We start from the raw sequence: 17,353 nt of genomic DNA, 5'->3' as shown, positions 1-17,353 counted from the left end.
TTTTATCCCACATTCAGGTAGTAATTATTAAACCGGGAGAAAAGGATAAGCGGGAGACTAGATACCGGACCTTATCAGCATAGCAAAGGGGATTGATGTTAATGAAAAAGGATCGTGGAAAAGTATGGCTTGGAGTGGCTGCAATTGTAGAAAATTCAGCAGGAGAGTGGCTGCTCGTCAAAAAAACATATGGGGGACTAAAAGGGGCATGGTCCCTACCGGCAGGATTTGTCCAGCCAGCCGAAACCGTTACGAATGCTGTCACGCGTGAAGTGTTGGAGGAGACGGGAATTGTTTGTGAAGTAAAGGGACTAGTGGGTTTCCGTTCCGGTGTAATTTTGAATGATATTAGTGACAATATGGCGATTTTTTATTGTAAGCCAGTCGGTAATGACCAGCCATTTACTTTGCAGGAAAGAGAAATCGGTGAAGCATGCTGGATGGCACCAAATGAGATTATCCATCATGAACTGTCATCGGTCATGCTCAGAGAAATGGCTAACCAGCATGCAGCACAACATATTCACCCGATTATTGAAGGTGTGAACCCGGGAGATGTATTTGGCTATAGCGAATATCATCTGTTTTTCAAAAAATAAAACTATTTACTTTATGAAGGAATTTTGACAATATTAGTATTCTATACGTTATTTTGGATGTTGAATTGAAAGGACCCGTTATATCATGTAAAATTATGATAGATTAATGGGGGTATACATAACATGAATGATGTTTCGTTAGTACAAGTAATCATTTCCGTCGTATTATTTTTTGTCATGTTTTTCGGAATCGGCTTTTTATTGAATATGTTATTGCGGATGACATGGTTGATGGCAATTGTCTATCCGGTTGTCGTAGTTTTTATCATTGATGAAGTAAGTTTTTTAGATTATTTCTTTAAAGCGGGGACAGCATTTCCGGCTTTAATCGATAAAATTCAGGCATTACAGCTCGTTGATATCATCATCTTAGCAGGTGGTTTTGGCGGGGCAATCGTATCCGGCTTTGTCATGATTGCACTGCGAAAAGCAGGATATCGCATGTTTTAGGTTACTTCAGCGGATTGCCTGCAAAAAAATATGGAGTTATGTTAAAGCCGGTTTGACCTTTAACATAACTCCTATTTTATAATATTTGAATGGTGTACCATAAAGCAGCAAAAACAATCCCTGCAAATCCTCCGACGAATACTTCACTTTTTTTATGACCTAATAATGTTTTTAAATCCTCTATTTTTTCTTGCTCATTCATTTCCGGCCAGCGCTTAATTTCATCAAAAAACAACCGAAGATCGTGGCGCAGTTCGTTTAAAACCGCAGCATGTTGTCCAGCCTGAAAGCGTACATGACTCGCATCGTACATGACAATTCCTGCCAGCATCGCTGCAACAGCAAAAGTCGGTGAATCGAATCCGGTCTCAATACCAACTGCCGTAGCAACACTTGTCACAGCTGCAGAATGGGAACTCGGCATTCCGCCAGTAGATGTCAACAAGCTCCAATCCACTTTTCTCGTTATGATAAAATGAATCGGTACTTTTAAAACTTGCGCAAAAATAATCGCAAAAACCCCAAGCCAAAGTGGCGTATTTTGTAGAAGTTCGATAATTACACCTACTTTCTCCTCATTGCTATAATTATATCATTTTCCCTACATACGTTTGAATTTAAACTCACAGAAAAATAAAAATTATTGGATGTTTCGTTACCCGAATTAAACAGTTTTGTATATAATAAAACTATACATTAGGAGGTTTTAAACTATGAATATTGAATCAGCAGCTAAAACATTTGAAACACAAACTTCTGAAACATTGATTATCGGAGTACAAAAGCATCGTGAGCAAATGAAAAACTGGTCAGCGTTTAGTGAATTTTATGGAGATGTCATTGACACATGGCTTCATGCAGGCGAAATTTCGTCGGACGTTAAAAAAATTACGAAATTGCCGTATTCGGGCAGTCATTCTTCACTTAAACGTATTTACTTTGTCGGTATCGGTGAACGCAAAAATATAACAGCAAACGAATTACGTGAGGTATTTGCAGCTGTTGGTAAAGAATTGAAAGCGGCAAAAGTAAGCGACGCGGCAGTTTGGGTAGAATCTTTTACAACAGATCAGTTGGAAGAAGCGGAAGTCGCGTATTTAGCTGGTGAAGGTTTGAATTTAGGTTATTATTCCGTACAAAATTATAAAACGTCTTCAAATGAGCCGAATACGTATTTTGATCAAATTCAATTTGTGACAGAAGCAAATATGGAAGATGTCATTGGAAATTTTGAAGTCGGGAAAATTTATGCGGATGCTGTAAATGAAGCGCGTACATTAATCAACTTACCTCCTAATTTACTGACAGCAAGTGACTTAGCAGACTATGCAACAGAGCTTGCCCATATTTATGGCTTAGAAGTCGAAGTATTAAATAAAGCCCAAATGGAAGAATTGGGTATGGGCGGTATTTTATCTGTCAATAAAGGGTCTGTAGAAGAGCCACGTTTAATTACACTGAAATACCAAGGAAAACCTGAATGGGAAGATGTCATCGGCTTTGTCGGAAAAGGGGTAACATACGATACAGGCGGCTACTCATTAAAACCGCGTGAAGGCATGGTTGGCATGAAAGGTGATATGGGCGGTGCTGCTGCAGTTCTTGGTGCAATGCGCATTATCGGTGAAACTCGTCCGAAACAAAATGTCGTTGCTGTCATCGGTTCTACAGACAATATGGTATCAGGGGATGCATTTAAGCCGGATGATGTCATTACAATGTACAACGGCAAAACAGTGGAAGTATTAAATACAGATGCAGAAGGCCGTTTAGTATTGGCAGATGCCATGACATATGCAAAGCAGCAAGGTGCCAACTATTTAATCGATGTTGCAACATTAACTGGTGGCGTAATTGTAGCATTAGGGAAAGATAAAACAGGTGCTTTAACAAATAACGAGGAATTTTTCGAAGAGTTTATGGGTGCGGCGCTTGAAACAGGCGAGTTTGTATGGCGCTTACCATTAACAGAAAGCGATAAAAAGCGTATCCGTAAATCGGAAGTTGCAGATTTAAATAACTCGCCGGGTCGTGACGGCCATATGATTTTCGGCGGTGGCTTTGTTGGAGAGTTTGCAGAGGGTACGCCTTGGGTTCATCTTGATATAGCAGGGACATCTGATGCGGATGCACCGCATGCATTAGGACCAAAAGGCGGCACAGGCGCAATGGTACGTACTTTGGCAGCATTAGTAGAATTACGCGATAACTAATTAATCCTCCTGGATGCTTTGCAAGGAAAAACTTGCAAAGCATCTTTTTCATTTTTAGGCGGGTGACTAGCGGCTCTCATAATTATGAATACACTATTCATAAGGGAGGAGGACATGAACATGGTTAATCGCTATAATCCAGGTTTTGGATTCGGATATCCATTTGGGGTTCCGTTTTTAGGGAGCTTTTTAGGAGGTTTTTTAGGAGGTTCATTGAATAATCGTTACGGACCATATCCGCCGTATTATCAACCGTATCCGCCTAATTACTACTATCCACCTTATTATCCGCGCTATCCGAGACGCTACTGGTAAGTATGCGGAAGTTGATAAGGAGAGGCTTGCTCGTCCCCTCATAGTTAGCTATGATGAGAAAGAGAAATATTACGAGTTTTGAGGGACCAAAATTATGAAAAATCCATATTTATATGGCTACTTACCATTCATTACAATCATTTTATTCAGTTTTTCTTTCAGTATGTTAGCCATATCAGAATCACTACAATTGCTTCATGCAATCGGCGTCTATAATGGAATGCGTGAATTTTTATCGGATCTGGAGCTGCGTTTCGTATTACTGATTGTATTTGTACTACTATTTTTCATGATTTTTTCAGCATTGAAGCTGATCGGGGAAACGATTCATGAGCTTGGAATGCTGTTCTTCTCAAAAGATAAAGAAGGGCAAACGATCCATGCAGCACGCGGTGGATATGTCATCTTCTTTTTTGGAGCATTTGCTTCGGTAATTGGAAGTCAATCCTTACTAATTTTAGTCGGCATTTTTGTGTTCACGATTTTTTGTTATTTTATTTATAACGTTTATAAGAAGAGTCAGTACATGTCCATTGCAGGTGTGATCGGTTTAATCTTTTTTGAAGTACTTACCTGGTTTCTTTTACTGGCTCTTGTCGTCTATGCCGTTATTAAGCTGTACAACGGGATTCTCGCGAGCTTACCGTTCGCATAGTATAAAAAAAGCTTGTTAGGATTTAGCGGGGGAGGTGCGCTATTTAAAACTAACAAGCTTTTTTTTATTCTGTTATTGCATTGAATATAGAAAAATGAATTTTTGCGCGTTCGATTGCTTCCATTGAACGAGGCTGATCATAACCGATCCATACAGCTGCCGTATAATCATTCGTCAACCCGGCAACCCAATAATCTTTAAATTCATTCGTCGTTCCGGTCTTGGCTCCGATATAGCCGGATGAGCTATAAAGACCTCGCCCGGTACCGGTAGCCACCGTTTCATTCAAAAGGCTGCGCATCGTTTTCGTTGTCGATGCAGACCATATTTCATCCCGTTTGTGCGACCAGCTAAAAATCGTTTCCCCTGTTAAATCCGTTACTTTCCGAATGCTATGGACAGGCAGGTAATAGCCATCGATAAAGCTGGAGTATGCATCGGCCATTTCCAGTGAAGTCACACCATATGTTAATCCGCCCAATGCTGCGGCAAATGTCCGGTCTTTTTCTATGATCGATTCGAAATTGAAGCGGTTAATATAACGAAATGCTGTATCAACCCCTATGGAATTAAACAAACGTAAAGCACTTGTATTAATACTGTTTTTGAATGCGGTTTCCACTGTAATGTTGTTGTACCAAATGCGTCCATAGTTGTCCGGGCAAAAATTCCCGACACAGTACGGACCGCCATTTACGATCGAATAAGGCGTAGCGGAAGTTTCTTCAAAGTAAGGAGCAAACACACTGATCGGCTTAAATGCAGAACCCGGCTGTCTTGGTGATTGGAATGCACGGTGCAAGTCATGCTTTCTATAATTCTTTCCGCCAAAAATGCTGATCACTTCGCGTGTTTCATTATCAATAATCGTTGCGCTCGCCTGTAAATCCGTTTTCGGTAAAATTTGATTAATGGCTGCCTCGTCCTGCCGCTGTTTATCAGGTTGTAGCGCAGTATATACATGAACTCCTTGACGTAAAATAGCTTCTGTTTTTTTCTGCAATTCTAACTGTAGAAACTCCTTTTCCAATTTATCTGACGTATTGTCGATTTTTTCACGGTAACCCGTTTGTTCGGCAATCAGCCATTTCAGTTCTTGTAAAACGAATGTACTGTAACTCGGATATTGCTGGGCTTTTTGCTTTATATTTAACTGGATCGGTTCATTTTTAAATGTATTTGCCTCATCCGCTGTAATAACCCGATGTTCGGTTAGTTTATCGATTAATCGTTCCTGCCTGCTTTTTGTATTTTCAAAATGCACGACCGGATCATATAATGAGGGATTGTTCGGAATAGCCGAGATAAAAGCGATTTCGGCAATAGAAAGTTTTGATAACGGCCGATTGAAATAAAAAGTTGCCGCAGCGCCGATTCCATATACTTGATTGCTGAAATACATTTCATTTAAGTACATTTCAAAGATTTCGTCTTTTGAAAAAGATTTTTCAATTTCGTAGGCGTAAAAAAGCTCCATTAATTTCCGCTCATATGTTTTGTCTGTTGTTAAATAACGCATGCGGACAAGCTGTTGTGTAATGGTGGAACCGCCCTGTTGGATTGACTGTTCCGATTTATTTGCGATGAGTGCACGGGCGATTGCACTCACATCAAAACCGATATGTTGATAAAAACTTTCATCTTCACTGAATATAAATAGCTGTTTTGCGATTTCAGGAATTTCATCCAGCGCAAGTGGCTGTGACCATTCAGTATATTCTTCACTAAAAATTTTACTGTTTGCATCATATAAAGTGATGGGCGATGTAGAAGTTACTTCAGGAAGTTCAATAGATCGCTTGATTAATTGTTCATACTGCTCCGCTTTCGCCATTTCCTTCCAAGCCGCATTACCGATTAGGAGAAGTATAGGAATGCTACATAAAATGACAATGTAGCCGAAAAGTTGTTTCATGGATGATTGGCCCCTAACTAGGATCTTCAATAAAATTGTCCAAAATAAAAACAACAAAATGAAAACGTATCATGCGTAATCATCTGTTGTTTTTTTAAGGATACCATATAAACATTGAACATTTAACCATGTTTTTTTAACATCTCGTCCATATACTGAACTGGGAGCTTTTTCAAAAAAGACATAATGACAAAGCCGATAAAAAATAGCAGGCCGGTCGTATAAAATACGGAGTGGATTCCTCCTAGGCTTGCTACAACCCCGCCTAATACCGGCCCGATTATATTGCCAAGGAAACGGAAACTCTGGTTATAGCCCATAATTTCACCTTGTACTTCAATCGGTGCTTCACGGCGAATAAGCGCGGATGTAATCGGGATTAGACCGCCGGATATAATTCCGAATAAGAACCGTAGTATGATCAGCTGCCATAACTCTGTAACGAAAGCCTGCGGAATGATGAAAATAACAGCCAATATTAACAAGTACGATAAAATCCGTTCATAACCATAATGGTCAGCTAATTTCCCCCAAAATCTAGCGAAACATATATTACCAAGCCCTGCAGCACTGAATGTAACACCAGCGAGCATTGCTACTTCCTGAGAAGGGGTAAGTTCAGATACGTATAGGGACAGCAATGGCTGAATACTAAAGTTCCCGATCTGAATGAGAGAAGTTACGAACATAACATTTAATATGAGGCGGTGATGGAAAATGGCCCAAATTACGTTTTTCCGTGAATAAATGGCATTCTTAACTTTTCGGATAATGGCCGGTTCATGAATTCCGAAAATGATAATAGTTGCTGCAATTGTAATTGTGACTGCGGTAATGAGAAATGTATATTTAAAGCCAAAAGTATCTGCCATCAAGCCTCCTAATACAGGACCGAATAATGTCCCGCCGACACTTCCCATCTGCAATGTCCCAAGCGTCTTTCCGGCAACTTCCTTTGGGGTATGTTTACTGATAAATGCAATGGAAGTAGGGATAAAGCCTGTTACAACACCCATTGCAAGTCGCAATACAAAAAACTGCTCGACATTTTGAACATAGCCCATTAAAAAGATACTTAACCCCACACCAAAACAGTTGATGATCATGATAGGCTTGTACCCGTATTTGTCAGCAATTCTCCCCCAAATCGGGGACATTAAAAATGCGGTAATAAATGTAGCCGCAAAGATTATGCCCGCCCATGTTTGGACATAGTCATCGGAAAAATCACCGAGCGTATCAATATATAAAGATAAAAACGGCATAATCATCGTAACAGACGCTGCAACAATAAAGTTTGCTACTAAAATGATGATGAAATTATGTCGCATATTTTTCAAAAGTATCACATTCTTCCTTTTTTATTAAAATATAGTATAGCTTATTTCGTAATACGAAGGAAGTCCTTCGCAACATAGTGGCTTAAAATATTAGAGTTATGGTAAACTGGGACTTGGTATTAAAGGGGAAGTTTGGTTCTATACCTATACCCATCCATTCCACATTTTATTTAAAGGAGAGACAAAAATGTTTCCACAATTATCGAAAGAACTAAATCCAGGTGAAGTAATGGTAGAAATGAACACAACTATGGGTTCAATCAAAATTAAATTATTCCCGGAGCACGCACCAAAAACAGTTGAAAACTTTTTAGGTCATGCAAAATCAGGTTACTATAACGGTATTATTTTCCACCGTGTAATTCCGAACTTCATGGTTCAAGGTGGCGATCCAACTGGTACTGGTATGGGCGGCGAGTCTATTTGGGGCGGCACATTCGAAGATGAATGTGTGCCTGAGTTAATGAATATCCGCGGCGCATTATCTATGGCAAATGCGGGCCCTGGTACGAACGGTTCTCAATTCTTTATCGTTCAAGCACCACAAGTTGAAGTATCGATGTTAAAACAGATGGAAGTGCGCGGCTGGTCAAAAGATGAAGTAGAATTTTACAAACAAAACGGCGGTACACCGTGGTTAGACGGCAAACATACAGTATTTGGCCAAGTTGTTGAAGGTATGGATGTTGTTGACAATATTGTTAAAGTTGACCGAAATATGCACGATAAGCCTAAAGAAGATGTTAAGATTGAGTCAATCACAGTAATTGACTAATTTTTAAAGGACGTGTGGGCTAGTGAACCAATTTTTAATGAATTTCTCTGGTGGCTTTTTATATTTCCCGGAAGACAAATCACTTTATCTTCCAGCTGCAATTGAATTCGCTATATTACTGATTATTGTTTTTGTTACATTCCGGTTCATCCGCCGCATCGCTGCTCGCCAAGCAGCACAGGCTAAAATTTTGGAAGAACGCGCATTAAAAGAACGTGATGCGCGTATCGCTAAAGAAAACGCTAAGGAGGAATATCAAAAGCAATAATCAAAATGATGTAATAAAAATGGGGCAGTCCGGAAATTAATATTTCCAGGCTGCCCCTTTGATTCATTATTCAAATGTTGCCATCGTTCTTTTAATGCGTTCAACCCCGTCCTGCAACAGTTCGAATGGACAAGCTACATTGATACGTAAGAAGCCTCTTCCTGCTTCCCCATATTTTGTCCCTGGATCTAGCGCAACTAGTCCTACTGATAGAAGTCGTGCCATTAGTTCCTTTTCTTCAATCCCTGTTTTACGATAGTCAATCCACATTAAATACGTCGCATCGGGAATTTCCACATCAAGTCCTTCAATAGCGTTCAATTCTTTCGCAACATATTCCATATTGTTTTTTATATAAACAAGAAGATCGTCCAACCACGCTGCTCCTTCTGAATAGACAGCCTTTACAGCAGTCGAAGCAAATGTATTTAAACCTAAATTACCGTGTGCCTGTGTATTTTTCTCGATTGCCGTAAATAGTTTACGGTCTGATGCAACAATCATTGCGGCATGAATTCCGGCAATATTAAACGTTTTTGTTGGTGCAATACATGTGATAATTTTTGCCTCGTTTGCATTCGCTAACGTTAATACAGGCGTATATGATTTTTGTATTGAAATATCCGCATGAATTTCATCGGATAATAGATAGACATCGTATTGAACACATAGTGCGACTAACTGCTCCAGCTCTTCACGGCTCCAAACAATACCGATCGGGTTATGCGGATTACATAAAACAAATAGTTTAATACCGGCGCGGAATATTTCTTCAAGCTCAGCAAAATCCATCGTATAATGACCATTTTGTTCAGTTAATTCACATGTTACGACTTCACGTTTCTGAGCAGCCGGTACATTGGTAAATGGTGGGTATGCTGGAGTGGACATACCGATTTTATCACCAACCTCTGTAAAGGTTTCGATAATGGTCGCGATTGCTGGCACAACACCAGGCTGGAAAATAATTGTGTTAGGATCAATCGTCCATTGGTGGCGCGTTTTATACCAATGAACAATTGCATTTTTTACATCGTTGTCAGCAAATGTATAGCCAAAAATAGGGTGCTCCAATCGAGCCTTTAGTGCTTCTGTTAAAGCTGCAGGTGGAGGGAAGTCCATATCTGCTACCCACATCGGCAGTAGTTCTGTAGTATTATCTTTCAGATTGTAAACGACATTCATCATATCCCATTTTACAGATGCGGAACCGCGACGATCATGAACTTTATTAAAAATAGACATTTGAATCCTCTTTTCTTATGATTTCTTTCAAATTATGGTATCATACTTACTATTATAAGAGGTAGTTAGGTGAATCAAATGGATAATATTGAAATGAATCAAAAATGTGTACATTTATTGGAACAGTGGGACCCTTTTAGCTACGGTACCGATAGTTATTCTACTGAAACGGCAGATGTTGTCGCTGCACTTCAAAATATTGACGATCCAACAACATTGGCAAAAGTCATTCAAAGAGTTTATGAATACTCTTTTGAACAATGGATTCCATTCGAGCAATGTGTTGCAATCGCTTATAAATTAATTGCCGTAAAATTCGAAGCGAAGTGTATTATATAAAAAGCAGGCGACCTGTAAGCTGAGGTCGCCCGCATTTTAATGTAGTCCGTCAATTAAGTTCAAAACCGGAACTTCCAAAATAGTTGATAAAATTAGTATGGTTTGGGTTGAAGGAATTTGCTCACCGTTTTCGTAGGCTGTCAGTTTTTCAATACTGATTTGTGTTCGTAATGAAAGCTCTTCAATTGATAAATTCTTTTCCGAACGTAAAGTTTTCATCTGTTCCTGAAACTGCAATTTCATTTCCCATCTCCTCCCCGTATATGTTTACTATCATATGAACAACAACTTATAAAGTCCTCTAAATTATAAAAAAAACTTGTCCGATTTTTAAATCGGACAAGTTTTTCAAGTTTAACTAAAGAAAACTTTATTAATAAAGATAGCCGCAATTGAAAGTGGGGCTACATAACGTACAATAAACAACCAGCAATTATAAACAATTGGGGATGCCTGCATTTCTTCACGAGAAATTTTCTTTGAATAATAATATCCGGCAAAAATAGAAGTTAAAAAGGCACCGATCGGCATTAAAATCGCGCTTGTTACATAATCAACAAAGTCAAAAATAGACCGTTCGAAAATGGTGATGTCCGATAAAATTCCGAATGACAAAGCACTGGGGATACCGACAATAAAAATAATCGATGCTAATAACCAAGAGGCTTTTTTACGCTGAGCTGTTTTTTCTCGAATACCGATTGAAACGACCACTTCCAGTAATGCAATCGCTGATGTAACTGTTGCAAACAGGAGTAAGATGAAAAATACCAGCAATAAAAATCCGCCAAATGGCAATTGTTCAAAAACCGCTGGGATCATTATAAATACTAAGCCAGGTCCCTCTGTAGGAGAAAAGCCTAATGCGAATACTGCAGGAAATATAACAAGGCCTGCCAATAAAGAAATCGCAATATTCATACTCGCAACATTTACAGCGGAAGTTACAATTTTTTCTTTCTTAGATAAATAAGATGCGTATGTTATCATTGCCGCAACTCCAATACTAAGAGAGAAGAACGCTTGACCTAACGCTAACATTAAAGTATCGCCGCTTAGGTATGACCAGTCCGGAACGAACATGAATTTAACGCCTTCCATCGCACCATCCAATGTAATAGAACGAATAAACAGTAAAATGAAAAATAAGAATAGAATCGGCATCATCCATTTACTTGCTGTTTCAATCCCGTTTTTTATTCCAGCTTGTACAATGAATAATGTTAAAAGCATGAAAGCAGCCTGTGCGATTAATACTTCCCATGGGTTTGAAATAATATCCGTGAACAAAGTGCTGAAATTTACCCCTTGACCTGTAAGTGAAAAACTAACAGCCCGAAGTATATAGCTTAATATCCAACCACCTACAACACTATAGAAGGATAATATTAACCCGCATGCAACAAGGCCAATCCAACCGATCATAAACCATGGTTTATTTGGAGCCTGCTCTTTAAAAGATGTGATCGGATCTTTTTGACCTCGTCGTCCAATCATAAATTCTGCAATTAATATCGGTAAACCAATTAAAATAGTACATAGAACAAACAAAATAATAAATACACTACCGCCATTCGTGCCCGCCATATAGGGGAACTTCCAAATCGCGCCAAGACCGATTGCGCTTCCTGCTGCCGCAAGTATGAATCCTATCTTAGATGTAAATTGATCTCTAGATGACAAAAAAAACCCTCCTCATATATATGCAAGTACTCATTTTACAGTACGATTCACGTATTTAGCAAAAAGTTTTTTGAATTTATTGAATCTGCAAATTGAAGGAGAAGAAATTTTTACATTTTTTTAGATAGACTCTTATTTAATGACTTAAAAACGCTAGATTAAAGCGATTCTTTGTTACAGCTCGTCTCATATGTTATAATTTAACATGACATTTACGTATATACGAAAAGAAGGTAGGAACAACGTATGACAAAAAAAATTGAAGTGGGTGACGTGCTAACGGGTAAAGTGACAGGAATTCAACCATACGGAGCTTTTGTTGCTTTAGATGAATATACGCAGGGACTTGTGCATATTTCTGAAATCACATACGGTTTTGTGAAGGATGTAAGTGATTTTTTATCCGTCGGGGATGAAATAGAAGTTAAAGTTCTGGATGTGGATACAGATCAAAAAAAAATAAGCTTATCGATACGCGAGCTGCAGGAAGTACCGTTCCACCGAAGAAGGGATATGCCGCCACGGCGTTCTTTACAAGATCGGGTCGATGAAGTGGATGCGGATGGATTTCAAATTTTAAAGGAAAAATTGAAAGATTGGATCGAACAATCTGGACATTAAGCAGGACATGTTCAATTTATTTTTAATAAGTTGGACATGTTTTTTATATGGAGACAATAGGTCAGTTTTGAGCAAATTTCATGAAAAAAGCGCTTTCTTCGTTAATTATCAAAGGAATTGTTAAAAGTGTATAAAATGTGGCTAAATATTTAACAAACTCTGAATAAAGTATGTTACAATGTTGGCGGAAAGACCCAAATACATCAAAATTTAAAGAGGCGAATTATAAAATGGCTGAAAATTTGAACTTATTTACATCAACTCAAGAAGTAATTCATGAGGCATTAAATAAACTAGGCTATGACGAAGCAATGTATGAATTACTGAAAGAACCACTTCGTATGTTGACTGTGCGTATTCCTGTAAAAATGGATGACGGTACGACAAAAGTATTTACTGGTTACCGTGCACAACATAATGATGCAGTAGGTCCAACAAAAGGTGGCGTACGCTTCCACCCGATGGTATCGGAAGAGGAAGTGAAAGCGCTTTCGATGTGGATGACGTTAAAATGCGGTATTGTTGACCTTCCATATGGCGGAGGGAAAGGTGGCGTTATCTGTGACCCACGCGAAATGTCAATGGGTGAAATTGAACGATTAAGCCGCGGCTATGTTCGTGCCATTAGTCAAGTAGTTGGCCCGACGAAGGATATTCCGGCACCAGACGTATTTACAAATGCTCAAATTATGGCTTGGATGATGGATGAGTACAGCCGTATGGATGAATTTAACTCGCCAGGATTCATTACAGGTAAACCAATCGTTCTTGGCGGTTCACAAGGTCGCGACCGTGCAACTGCAGAAGGTGTTACAATTGTGATCGAAGAAGCTGCAAAAAAACGTAATATTGATATTAAAGGCGCACGAGTGGTTATTCAAGGCTTCGGTAACGCAGGTAGTTTCTTAGCGAAGTTTATGAGTGATTTAGGTGCGAAAGTTATTGGTATTTCAGATGCACACGGTGCGTTGCATGATCCGAACGGTTTGGATATCGATTACTTATTAGATCGTCGCGATTCATTTGGAACGGTTACTACATTGTTTGAAAATACAATTTCAAACAAAGAGCTTTTGGAACTGGATTGCGATATTTTAGTGCCTGCTGCTATTGAAAATCAAATTACAGCGGACAATGCACATCAAATTAAAGCAAACATCGTTGTAGAAGCAGCGAACGGTCCAACTACAGCTGAAGCAACTAAAATTTTAACAGAGCGCGGTATTTTGCTTGTTCCGGATGTTTTAGCGTCTGCTGGTGGTGTAACGGTATCTTACTTCGAATGGGTACAAAACAATATGGGTTATTATTGGACGGAAGAAGAAGTACGTGAAAAATTATATTCAAAAATGATTGCTGCATTTGAAAATGTTTATACAACAGCTCAAAACCGTAATATTAACATGCGTTTGGCTGCATATATGGTTGGTGTTCGCCGCACTGCCGAGGCCTCTCGCTTCCGTGGATGGGTATAAACATTATATTATTAAGTCTCACTCCTATTATTGGAGTGGGACTTTTTTGAAAATAGGGGGAACTAATGATGAACGAATTTTCATTTTATAATCCAGTAAAAATTCATTTTGGTAAAGGGAGTATTGAACATTTAAGAAAAGAACTTCCGCAATACGGAAAAAATATATTAATCGTGTATGGTGGGGGAAGTATTAAATCGAATGGTGTATACGATGATATTATGGCCATTTTAAATGACTTGAACATGAATGTATTTGAGTTATCAGGTGTCGAACCAAACCCTCGTGTAGAAACAGCACGTAAAGGTATTGAAATTTGTAAAGAAAATCAGATTGATATCGTGTTGGCGGTAGGGGGCGGTTCGGTCATTGACTGCTCTAAGTTAATCGTAGCAGGTGCAAAAGTGGAGGCGGATGCCTGGGATATCGTAACTAGAAAAGTTATGGCAACTGAAGCATTACCATTAGCAACAGTCCTGACATTAGCAGCGACAGCATCTGAAATGAACTCAGGTTCGGTTATTACGAACTTAGAAACAAAAGAGAAGTATGGTTGGGGTAGCCCGGCAACTTTCCCGAAATTCTCGATTTTAGATCCATCCTATACTTATTCAGTGCCGGCAAACCAAACGGTAAATGGTGTTGTTGATACAATGTCTCATATCTTTGAACAGTATTTCAACAATGCTACAAACACACCGATTACAGATGAAATGAGCGAAGGGATTTTACGTACGCTGATCGATGTTGCACCGAAAGCATTGAAAGATCCGTCTAACTATGAGCATCGTGAAACATTAATGCTTGCAGGAACAATCGGCCTAAATGGTTTCCTGGCATTAGGCTCACGCGGTGACTGGGCAACGCATAATATTGAGCATGCGGTATCAGCATATTACGATATTGCACATGCAAGCGGCTTAGCTATTTTATTCCCGAACTGGATGAAGCATAATTTACAGGTGAATCCTTCCCGTTTTGCAAAATTAGCTGTAAATGTATTCAATATTGATCCGACAAACAAATCAGAGGAACAAGTTGGTTTGGAAGGTATTGAAGCATTATCAGCGTTTTGGACATCTCTTGGTGCCCCGAATCGCTTAGCTGACTATGAAATTGATGCTACACACTTCGAAGAAATGGTTGAGCATTGCCTAGTATATGGTCCATTCGGCAACTTCAATAAACTTGAAGCAGAGGATGTACGCAAAATTTTAGAAATGTCTTTATAAGAACTTGAAAAAAAGGAAGCGGTCGGATAGTGGGACCAGCTTCCTTTTTACTTGATTCAATTAAATCATGCCTTTTTCTGATTCGGGTTTTGTAGCGATATGTGTCCAGCTGCGTTCTCCATTATCCTCATCGAACGCCAACGTAACTTTTGTCACACCTTTTTGGTTTAACAGCAGTGTAGTTAAATGATCGCGTACATCATCTAAATAGGCGAGAGACAAACTTGGATCTGTTTCCGCAATAAGTTCAACATGTAAGAATTCGCCTTCTTTAATTACTTCAAGTCGTGCGATATCTGTTACATGAGGATCTTCCATCACAAGATTTCCGATATGCACAAGCATTTCCTCATCAGTTTCTCCAATTGCCCCACGTGCATTATCTAAAAAGACACGGCCAACTACGTAAAACATCATTAAACCGATTACCATTGAAATAAATCCTTCTAATCGGTAAAATTCGGTGAAATATGCTATAATAATTGCTAAAAACGCCAGGACATTACCTGAAGTCGCCACTAAGTCTTCCATCCATACAAGCTTTGTCGCTGGTTTTGCACGCTTTAAATATTTTGCAGACTGGAATATTATTATCCCTTTAGGTTCTACGCTAACTTCATGAAGCACTTCTTTTGCGGCTTTATTTAAAACAAAACCTTCTAGAATAATACCAATTGCCAATACACCAAGAGCAATCAAAACTCCTGAAGATTCCGTTGCAGGATGCATAAAATGATGCCATCCTTCTTTAATTGTTTCATATGAAAGGATTGCTACAATTAAAACGGCGCCCAAACAGACTAAGTTAACTATACGTCCGTAACCATTCGGGAATTTTGGAGTAGGAGCCTTTTTTGCTAGGGCAGAGCCTATGAATACGAAAAATTGGTTTGCAGCATCCCCGAAAGAGTGCATCATTTCGGCGAACATCGCAACATTTCCAGTAAAGAAGAACGCAACTCCTTTAATCGTTCCTAAAAATGTATTGACGAATGCAGCGAGTAATGACGGTTTATTACCATCCTTGAGTAATTTAAATAGTTCTCCCATTGCGTTTTCCTCCGTTAATCTAAATATTCTATTTTAATATTTCTTACATAATCCAACTTTCGCAGCCGGTTGTAAAGTTCGATTGTATGATTCGTTTCGACGGTCGACAATCGTATATCGATTTCGTGCAACAGCTTATCAGAAAATGGTACATCCCTGATTGAAATATTATCAATATACATATCATGCTCCCTCAAATAATCCACGAGATTTTTTATATTATCTGCTTGGTCGGTATTGATAATTAAAGATACTTCACGCATTCTTAGACGTTTTGGACCGAATCTAAACAGAAAAGGTGCCAGTAGTTCAATGCCCAGTACGACAATAATCACAGTAATAAAAGCTTCAATATAAAAGCCAGCTCCTACGGCAATTCCGATTCCGGCTGCTCCCCAAATCATTGCTGCTGTTGTAAGACCCGTTATACTGTCATTCCCCTTACGCAAAATAACACCAGCACCTAAAAAACCAATACCACTTACAATTTGTGCAGCTAATCGCAATGGATCCATCGTAATGTTAATATCGTCTCGTGCAGGTGTTGAATAGGCAGTCTCAATTGAGATAATCGTAAGTAAACAACTAAACGTTGCAATAACTAAACTGGTCTTTAGACCGACTGGCTTCTTTTTCAATTCCCTTTCGATACCAATAATTAAACTTAGTGTAGCCGCAATTAATAATTTTAATAAAATTTCTAACGTAAATTTATCATTCGCTAACCATTCCATATCCAAACATCTCCTTCATGTTAAATGGAATTCAAATCCTCTCGAAAAATAATTCTTAATAAGGTATAGTTTGATAATGTGATATGAGGTATCGCAAAATATTTCGTATTAGATAATATATTATAGAAAGAAGGGATTTTAGTGGAAAAACCACCAATCCACCCGTATATCCCTATTATTATTGGGGTAATCTCTGTTTCCCTTTCTGCGATTTTTGTAAAACTTTCAAGTGCAGATGCTGGAGTTATTGCCTTTTACCGTATGCTGTTTTCGATAATGATTATGCTCCCGTGGTTTTTGATGAAATATAAAAATGAAATAAAAGTGCTGTCAAAACGCGATTGGATCTTTTCATCAATCGCAGGGGTATTTTTATCATTTCATTTTATTTTATGGTTTGAATCATTAAATTACACTTCTGTAGCCAGTTCTACAGTGTTAGTA

General features: G+C 38.8%; 20 protein-coding genes (1 of these 20 cut by a window edge). 12 read left to right on the top strand and 8 right to left on the bottom strand.

The window, feature by feature from the left end:
• Nucleotides 1–101: 101 nt before the first annotated feature.
• Together MHB58_RS15025 and MHB58_RS15020 are read left to right on the top strand one after the other, a co-directional pair.
• Nucleotides 102–599 (top strand): NUDIX hydrolase, encoded by a 498-nt coding sequence (locus MHB58_RS15025; RefSeq protein WP_340735473.1) that lies wholly within the window; start codon nucleotides 102–104, stop codon nucleotides 597–599.
• Between the two features lie 123 nt (nucleotides 600–722).
• Nucleotides 723–1,049 (top strand): YuiB family protein, encoded by a 327-nt coding sequence (locus MHB58_RS15020; RefSeq protein WP_008408831.1) that lies wholly within the window; start codon nucleotides 723–725, stop codon nucleotides 1,047–1,049.
• Between the two features lie 76 nt (nucleotides 1,050–1,125).
• Here the strand turns inward: MHB58_RS15020 and MHB58_RS15015 are convergent, their stop codons facing one another.
• Entirely contained in the window at nucleotides 1,126–1,605 is a 480-nt protein-coding gene (locus MHB58_RS15015) for a divergent PAP2 family protein (protein ID WP_081483423.1), read from the bottom strand.
• A 157-nt stretch (nucleotides 1,606–1,762) separates the two neighbouring features.
• On the opposite strand from MHB58_RS15015, the gene MHB58_RS15010 reads away from it, so the two are divergent.
• The 3 genes from MHB58_RS15010 (at nucleotide 1,763) to MHB58_RS15000 (ending at nucleotide 4,232) form a co-directional block, all read left to right on the top strand.
• Entirely contained in the window at nucleotides 1,763–3,262 is a 1,500-nt protein-coding gene (locus tag MHB58_RS15010) for a leucyl aminopeptidase (protein WP_340735472.1), read from the top strand.
• Between the two features lie 120 nt (nucleotides 3,263–3,382).
• On the top strand, nucleotides 3,383–3,577 hold the full coding sequence (locus tag MHB58_RS15005; protein ID WP_014823047.1) for a hypothetical protein: 195 nt from the start codon (nucleotides 3,383–3,385) through the stop codon (nucleotides 3,575–3,577).
• A 94-nt stretch (nucleotides 3,578–3,671) separates the two neighbouring features.
• Nucleotides 3,672–4,232: a YufK family protein gene (locus MHB58_RS15000; RefSeq protein WP_008408837.1), complete on the top strand. Its 561-nt coding sequence runs from the start codon at nucleotides 3,672–3,674 to the stop codon at nucleotides 4,230–4,232.
• 64 nt (nucleotides 4,233–4,296) lie between these two features.
• Here MHB58_RS15000 and MHB58_RS14995 read toward each other — a convergent pair whose 3' ends face one another.
• The gene (locus MHB58_RS14995; RefSeq protein WP_340735471.1) at nucleotides 4,297–6,147 is read right to left on the bottom strand and encodes a transglycosylase domain-containing protein; all 1,851 of its coding nucleotides are present in this window, start codon (nucleotides 6,145–6,147) and stop codon (nucleotides 4,297–4,299) included.
• Nucleotides 6,148–6,269: 122 nt separating this feature from the next.
• On the bottom strand, nucleotides 6,270–7,487 hold the full coding sequence (locus tag MHB58_RS14990; protein ID WP_014823049.1) for an MFS transporter: 1,218 nt from the start codon (nucleotides 7,485–7,487) through the stop codon (nucleotides 6,270–6,272).
• Between the two features lie 187 nt (nucleotides 7,488–7,674).
• Here MHB58_RS14990 and MHB58_RS14985 point away from each other — a divergent pair, with 187 nt between their 5' ends.
• Nucleotides 7,675–8,262 (top strand): peptidylprolyl isomerase, encoded by a 588-nt coding sequence (locus MHB58_RS14985; protein ID WP_008408840.1) that lies wholly within the window; start codon nucleotides 7,675–7,677, stop codon nucleotides 8,260–8,262.
• Nucleotides 8,263–8,284: 22 nt separating this feature from the next.
• Nucleotides 8,285–8,530, top strand: a complete 246-nt coding sequence (locus MHB58_RS14980; RefSeq protein ID WP_008408841.1) for a hypothetical protein — start codon at nucleotides 8,285–8,287, stop codon at nucleotides 8,528–8,530.
• Nucleotides 8,531–8,596: 66 nt separating this feature from the next.
• Here the strand turns inward: MHB58_RS14980 and MHB58_RS14975 are convergent, their stop codons facing one another.
• Nucleotides 8,597–9,775: a MalY/PatB family protein gene (locus MHB58_RS14975; RefSeq protein WP_014823050.1), complete on the bottom strand. Its 1,179-nt coding sequence runs from the start codon at nucleotides 9,773–9,775 to the stop codon at nucleotides 8,597–8,599.
• A 78-nt stretch (nucleotides 9,776–9,853) separates the two neighbouring features.
• Between MHB58_RS14975 and MHB58_RS14970 the strand changes: the two genes are divergently transcribed.
• Nucleotides 9,854–10,114, top strand: a complete 261-nt coding sequence (locus tag MHB58_RS14970; protein ID WP_173364534.1) for a YugE family protein — start codon at nucleotides 9,854–9,856, stop codon at nucleotides 10,112–10,114.
• 36 nt (nucleotides 10,115–10,150) lie between these two features.
• Here the strand turns inward: MHB58_RS14970 and MHB58_RS14965 are convergent, their stop codons facing one another.
• Both MHB58_RS14965 and MHB58_RS14960 read right to left on the bottom strand, forming a co-directional pair.
• Nucleotides 10,151–10,357, bottom strand: coding sequence for a helix-turn-helix domain-containing protein (locus MHB58_RS14965; RefSeq protein ID WP_008408845.1), 207 nt, complete (start codon nucleotides 10,355–10,357; stop codon nucleotides 10,151–10,153).
• Between the two features lie 111 nt (nucleotides 10,358–10,468).
• Nucleotides 10,469–11,797 carry a sodium-dependent transporter gene (locus MHB58_RS14960; RefSeq protein ID WP_008408847.1) on the bottom strand — a complete coding sequence of 443 codons (1,329 nt, stop codon included), beginning with the start codon at nucleotides 11,795–11,797 and terminating at the stop codon, nucleotides 10,469–10,471.
• Between the two features lie 246 nt (nucleotides 11,798–12,043).
• Here MHB58_RS14960 and yugI point away from each other — a divergent pair, with 246 nt between their 5' ends.
• The 3 genes from yugI to MHB58_RS14945 all read left to right on the top strand — a co-directional run bounded on the left by yugI (nucleotide 12,044) and on the right by MHB58_RS14945 (nucleotide 15,125).
• Complete coding sequence (gene yugI, locus MHB58_RS14955) at nucleotides 12,044–12,418, top strand: S1 domain-containing post-transcriptional regulator GSP13 (RefSeq protein ID WP_008408849.1); 375 nt, start codon at nucleotides 12,044–12,046, stop codon at nucleotides 12,416–12,418.
• Between the two features lie 230 nt (nucleotides 12,419–12,648).
• The gene (locus MHB58_RS14950) at nucleotides 12,649–13,893 is read left to right on the top strand and encodes a Glu/Leu/Phe/Val family dehydrogenase (protein WP_008408851.1); all 1,245 of its coding nucleotides are present in this window, start codon (nucleotides 12,649–12,651) and stop codon (nucleotides 13,891–13,893) included.
• A 68-nt stretch (nucleotides 13,894–13,961) separates the two neighbouring features.
• Complete coding sequence (locus tag MHB58_RS14945; RefSeq protein ID WP_340735470.1) at nucleotides 13,962–15,125, top strand: iron-containing alcohol dehydrogenase; 1,164 nt, start codon at nucleotides 13,962–13,964, stop codon at nucleotides 15,123–15,125.
• A 60-nt stretch (nucleotides 15,126–15,185) separates the two neighbouring features.
• Here MHB58_RS14945 and MHB58_RS14940 read toward each other — a convergent pair whose 3' ends face one another.
• The gene (locus tag MHB58_RS14940; protein WP_340735469.1) at nucleotides 15,186–16,175 is read right to left on the bottom strand and encodes a cation diffusion facilitator family transporter; all 990 of its coding nucleotides are present in this window, start codon (nucleotides 16,173–16,175) and stop codon (nucleotides 15,186–15,188) included.
• 14 nt (nucleotides 16,176–16,189) lie between these two features.
• Nucleotides 16,190–16,909 carry an MgtC/SapB family protein gene (locus tag MHB58_RS14935; RefSeq protein ID WP_008408857.1) on the bottom strand — a complete coding sequence of 240 codons (720 nt, stop codon included), beginning with the start codon at nucleotides 16,907–16,909 and terminating at the stop codon, nucleotides 16,190–16,192.
• A 141-nt stretch (nucleotides 16,910–17,050) separates the two neighbouring features.
• Here MHB58_RS14935 and MHB58_RS14930 point away from each other — a divergent pair, with 141 nt between their 5' ends.
• Nucleotides 17,051–17,353, top strand: partial view of a DMT family transporter gene (locus MHB58_RS14930; RefSeq protein WP_065216285.1) — the 5' portion only. The gene runs 588 nt beyond the window's last position; only the first 303 of its 891 coding nucleotides appear in the window; it begins with the start codon at nucleotides 17,051–17,053; its stop codon lies off the right edge, out of view.

Origin of the sequence: Solibacillus sp. FSL K6-1554 (assembly GCF_038005185.1) — a bacterium.
Taxonomy (GTDB): Bacteria; Bacillota; Bacilli; order Bacillales_A; family Planococcaceae; genus Solibacillus; species Solibacillus silvestris.
The sequence above is the reverse complement of the archived record's forward strand: the minus strand, read 5'-3'. Positions and strand labels throughout refer to the sequence as shown.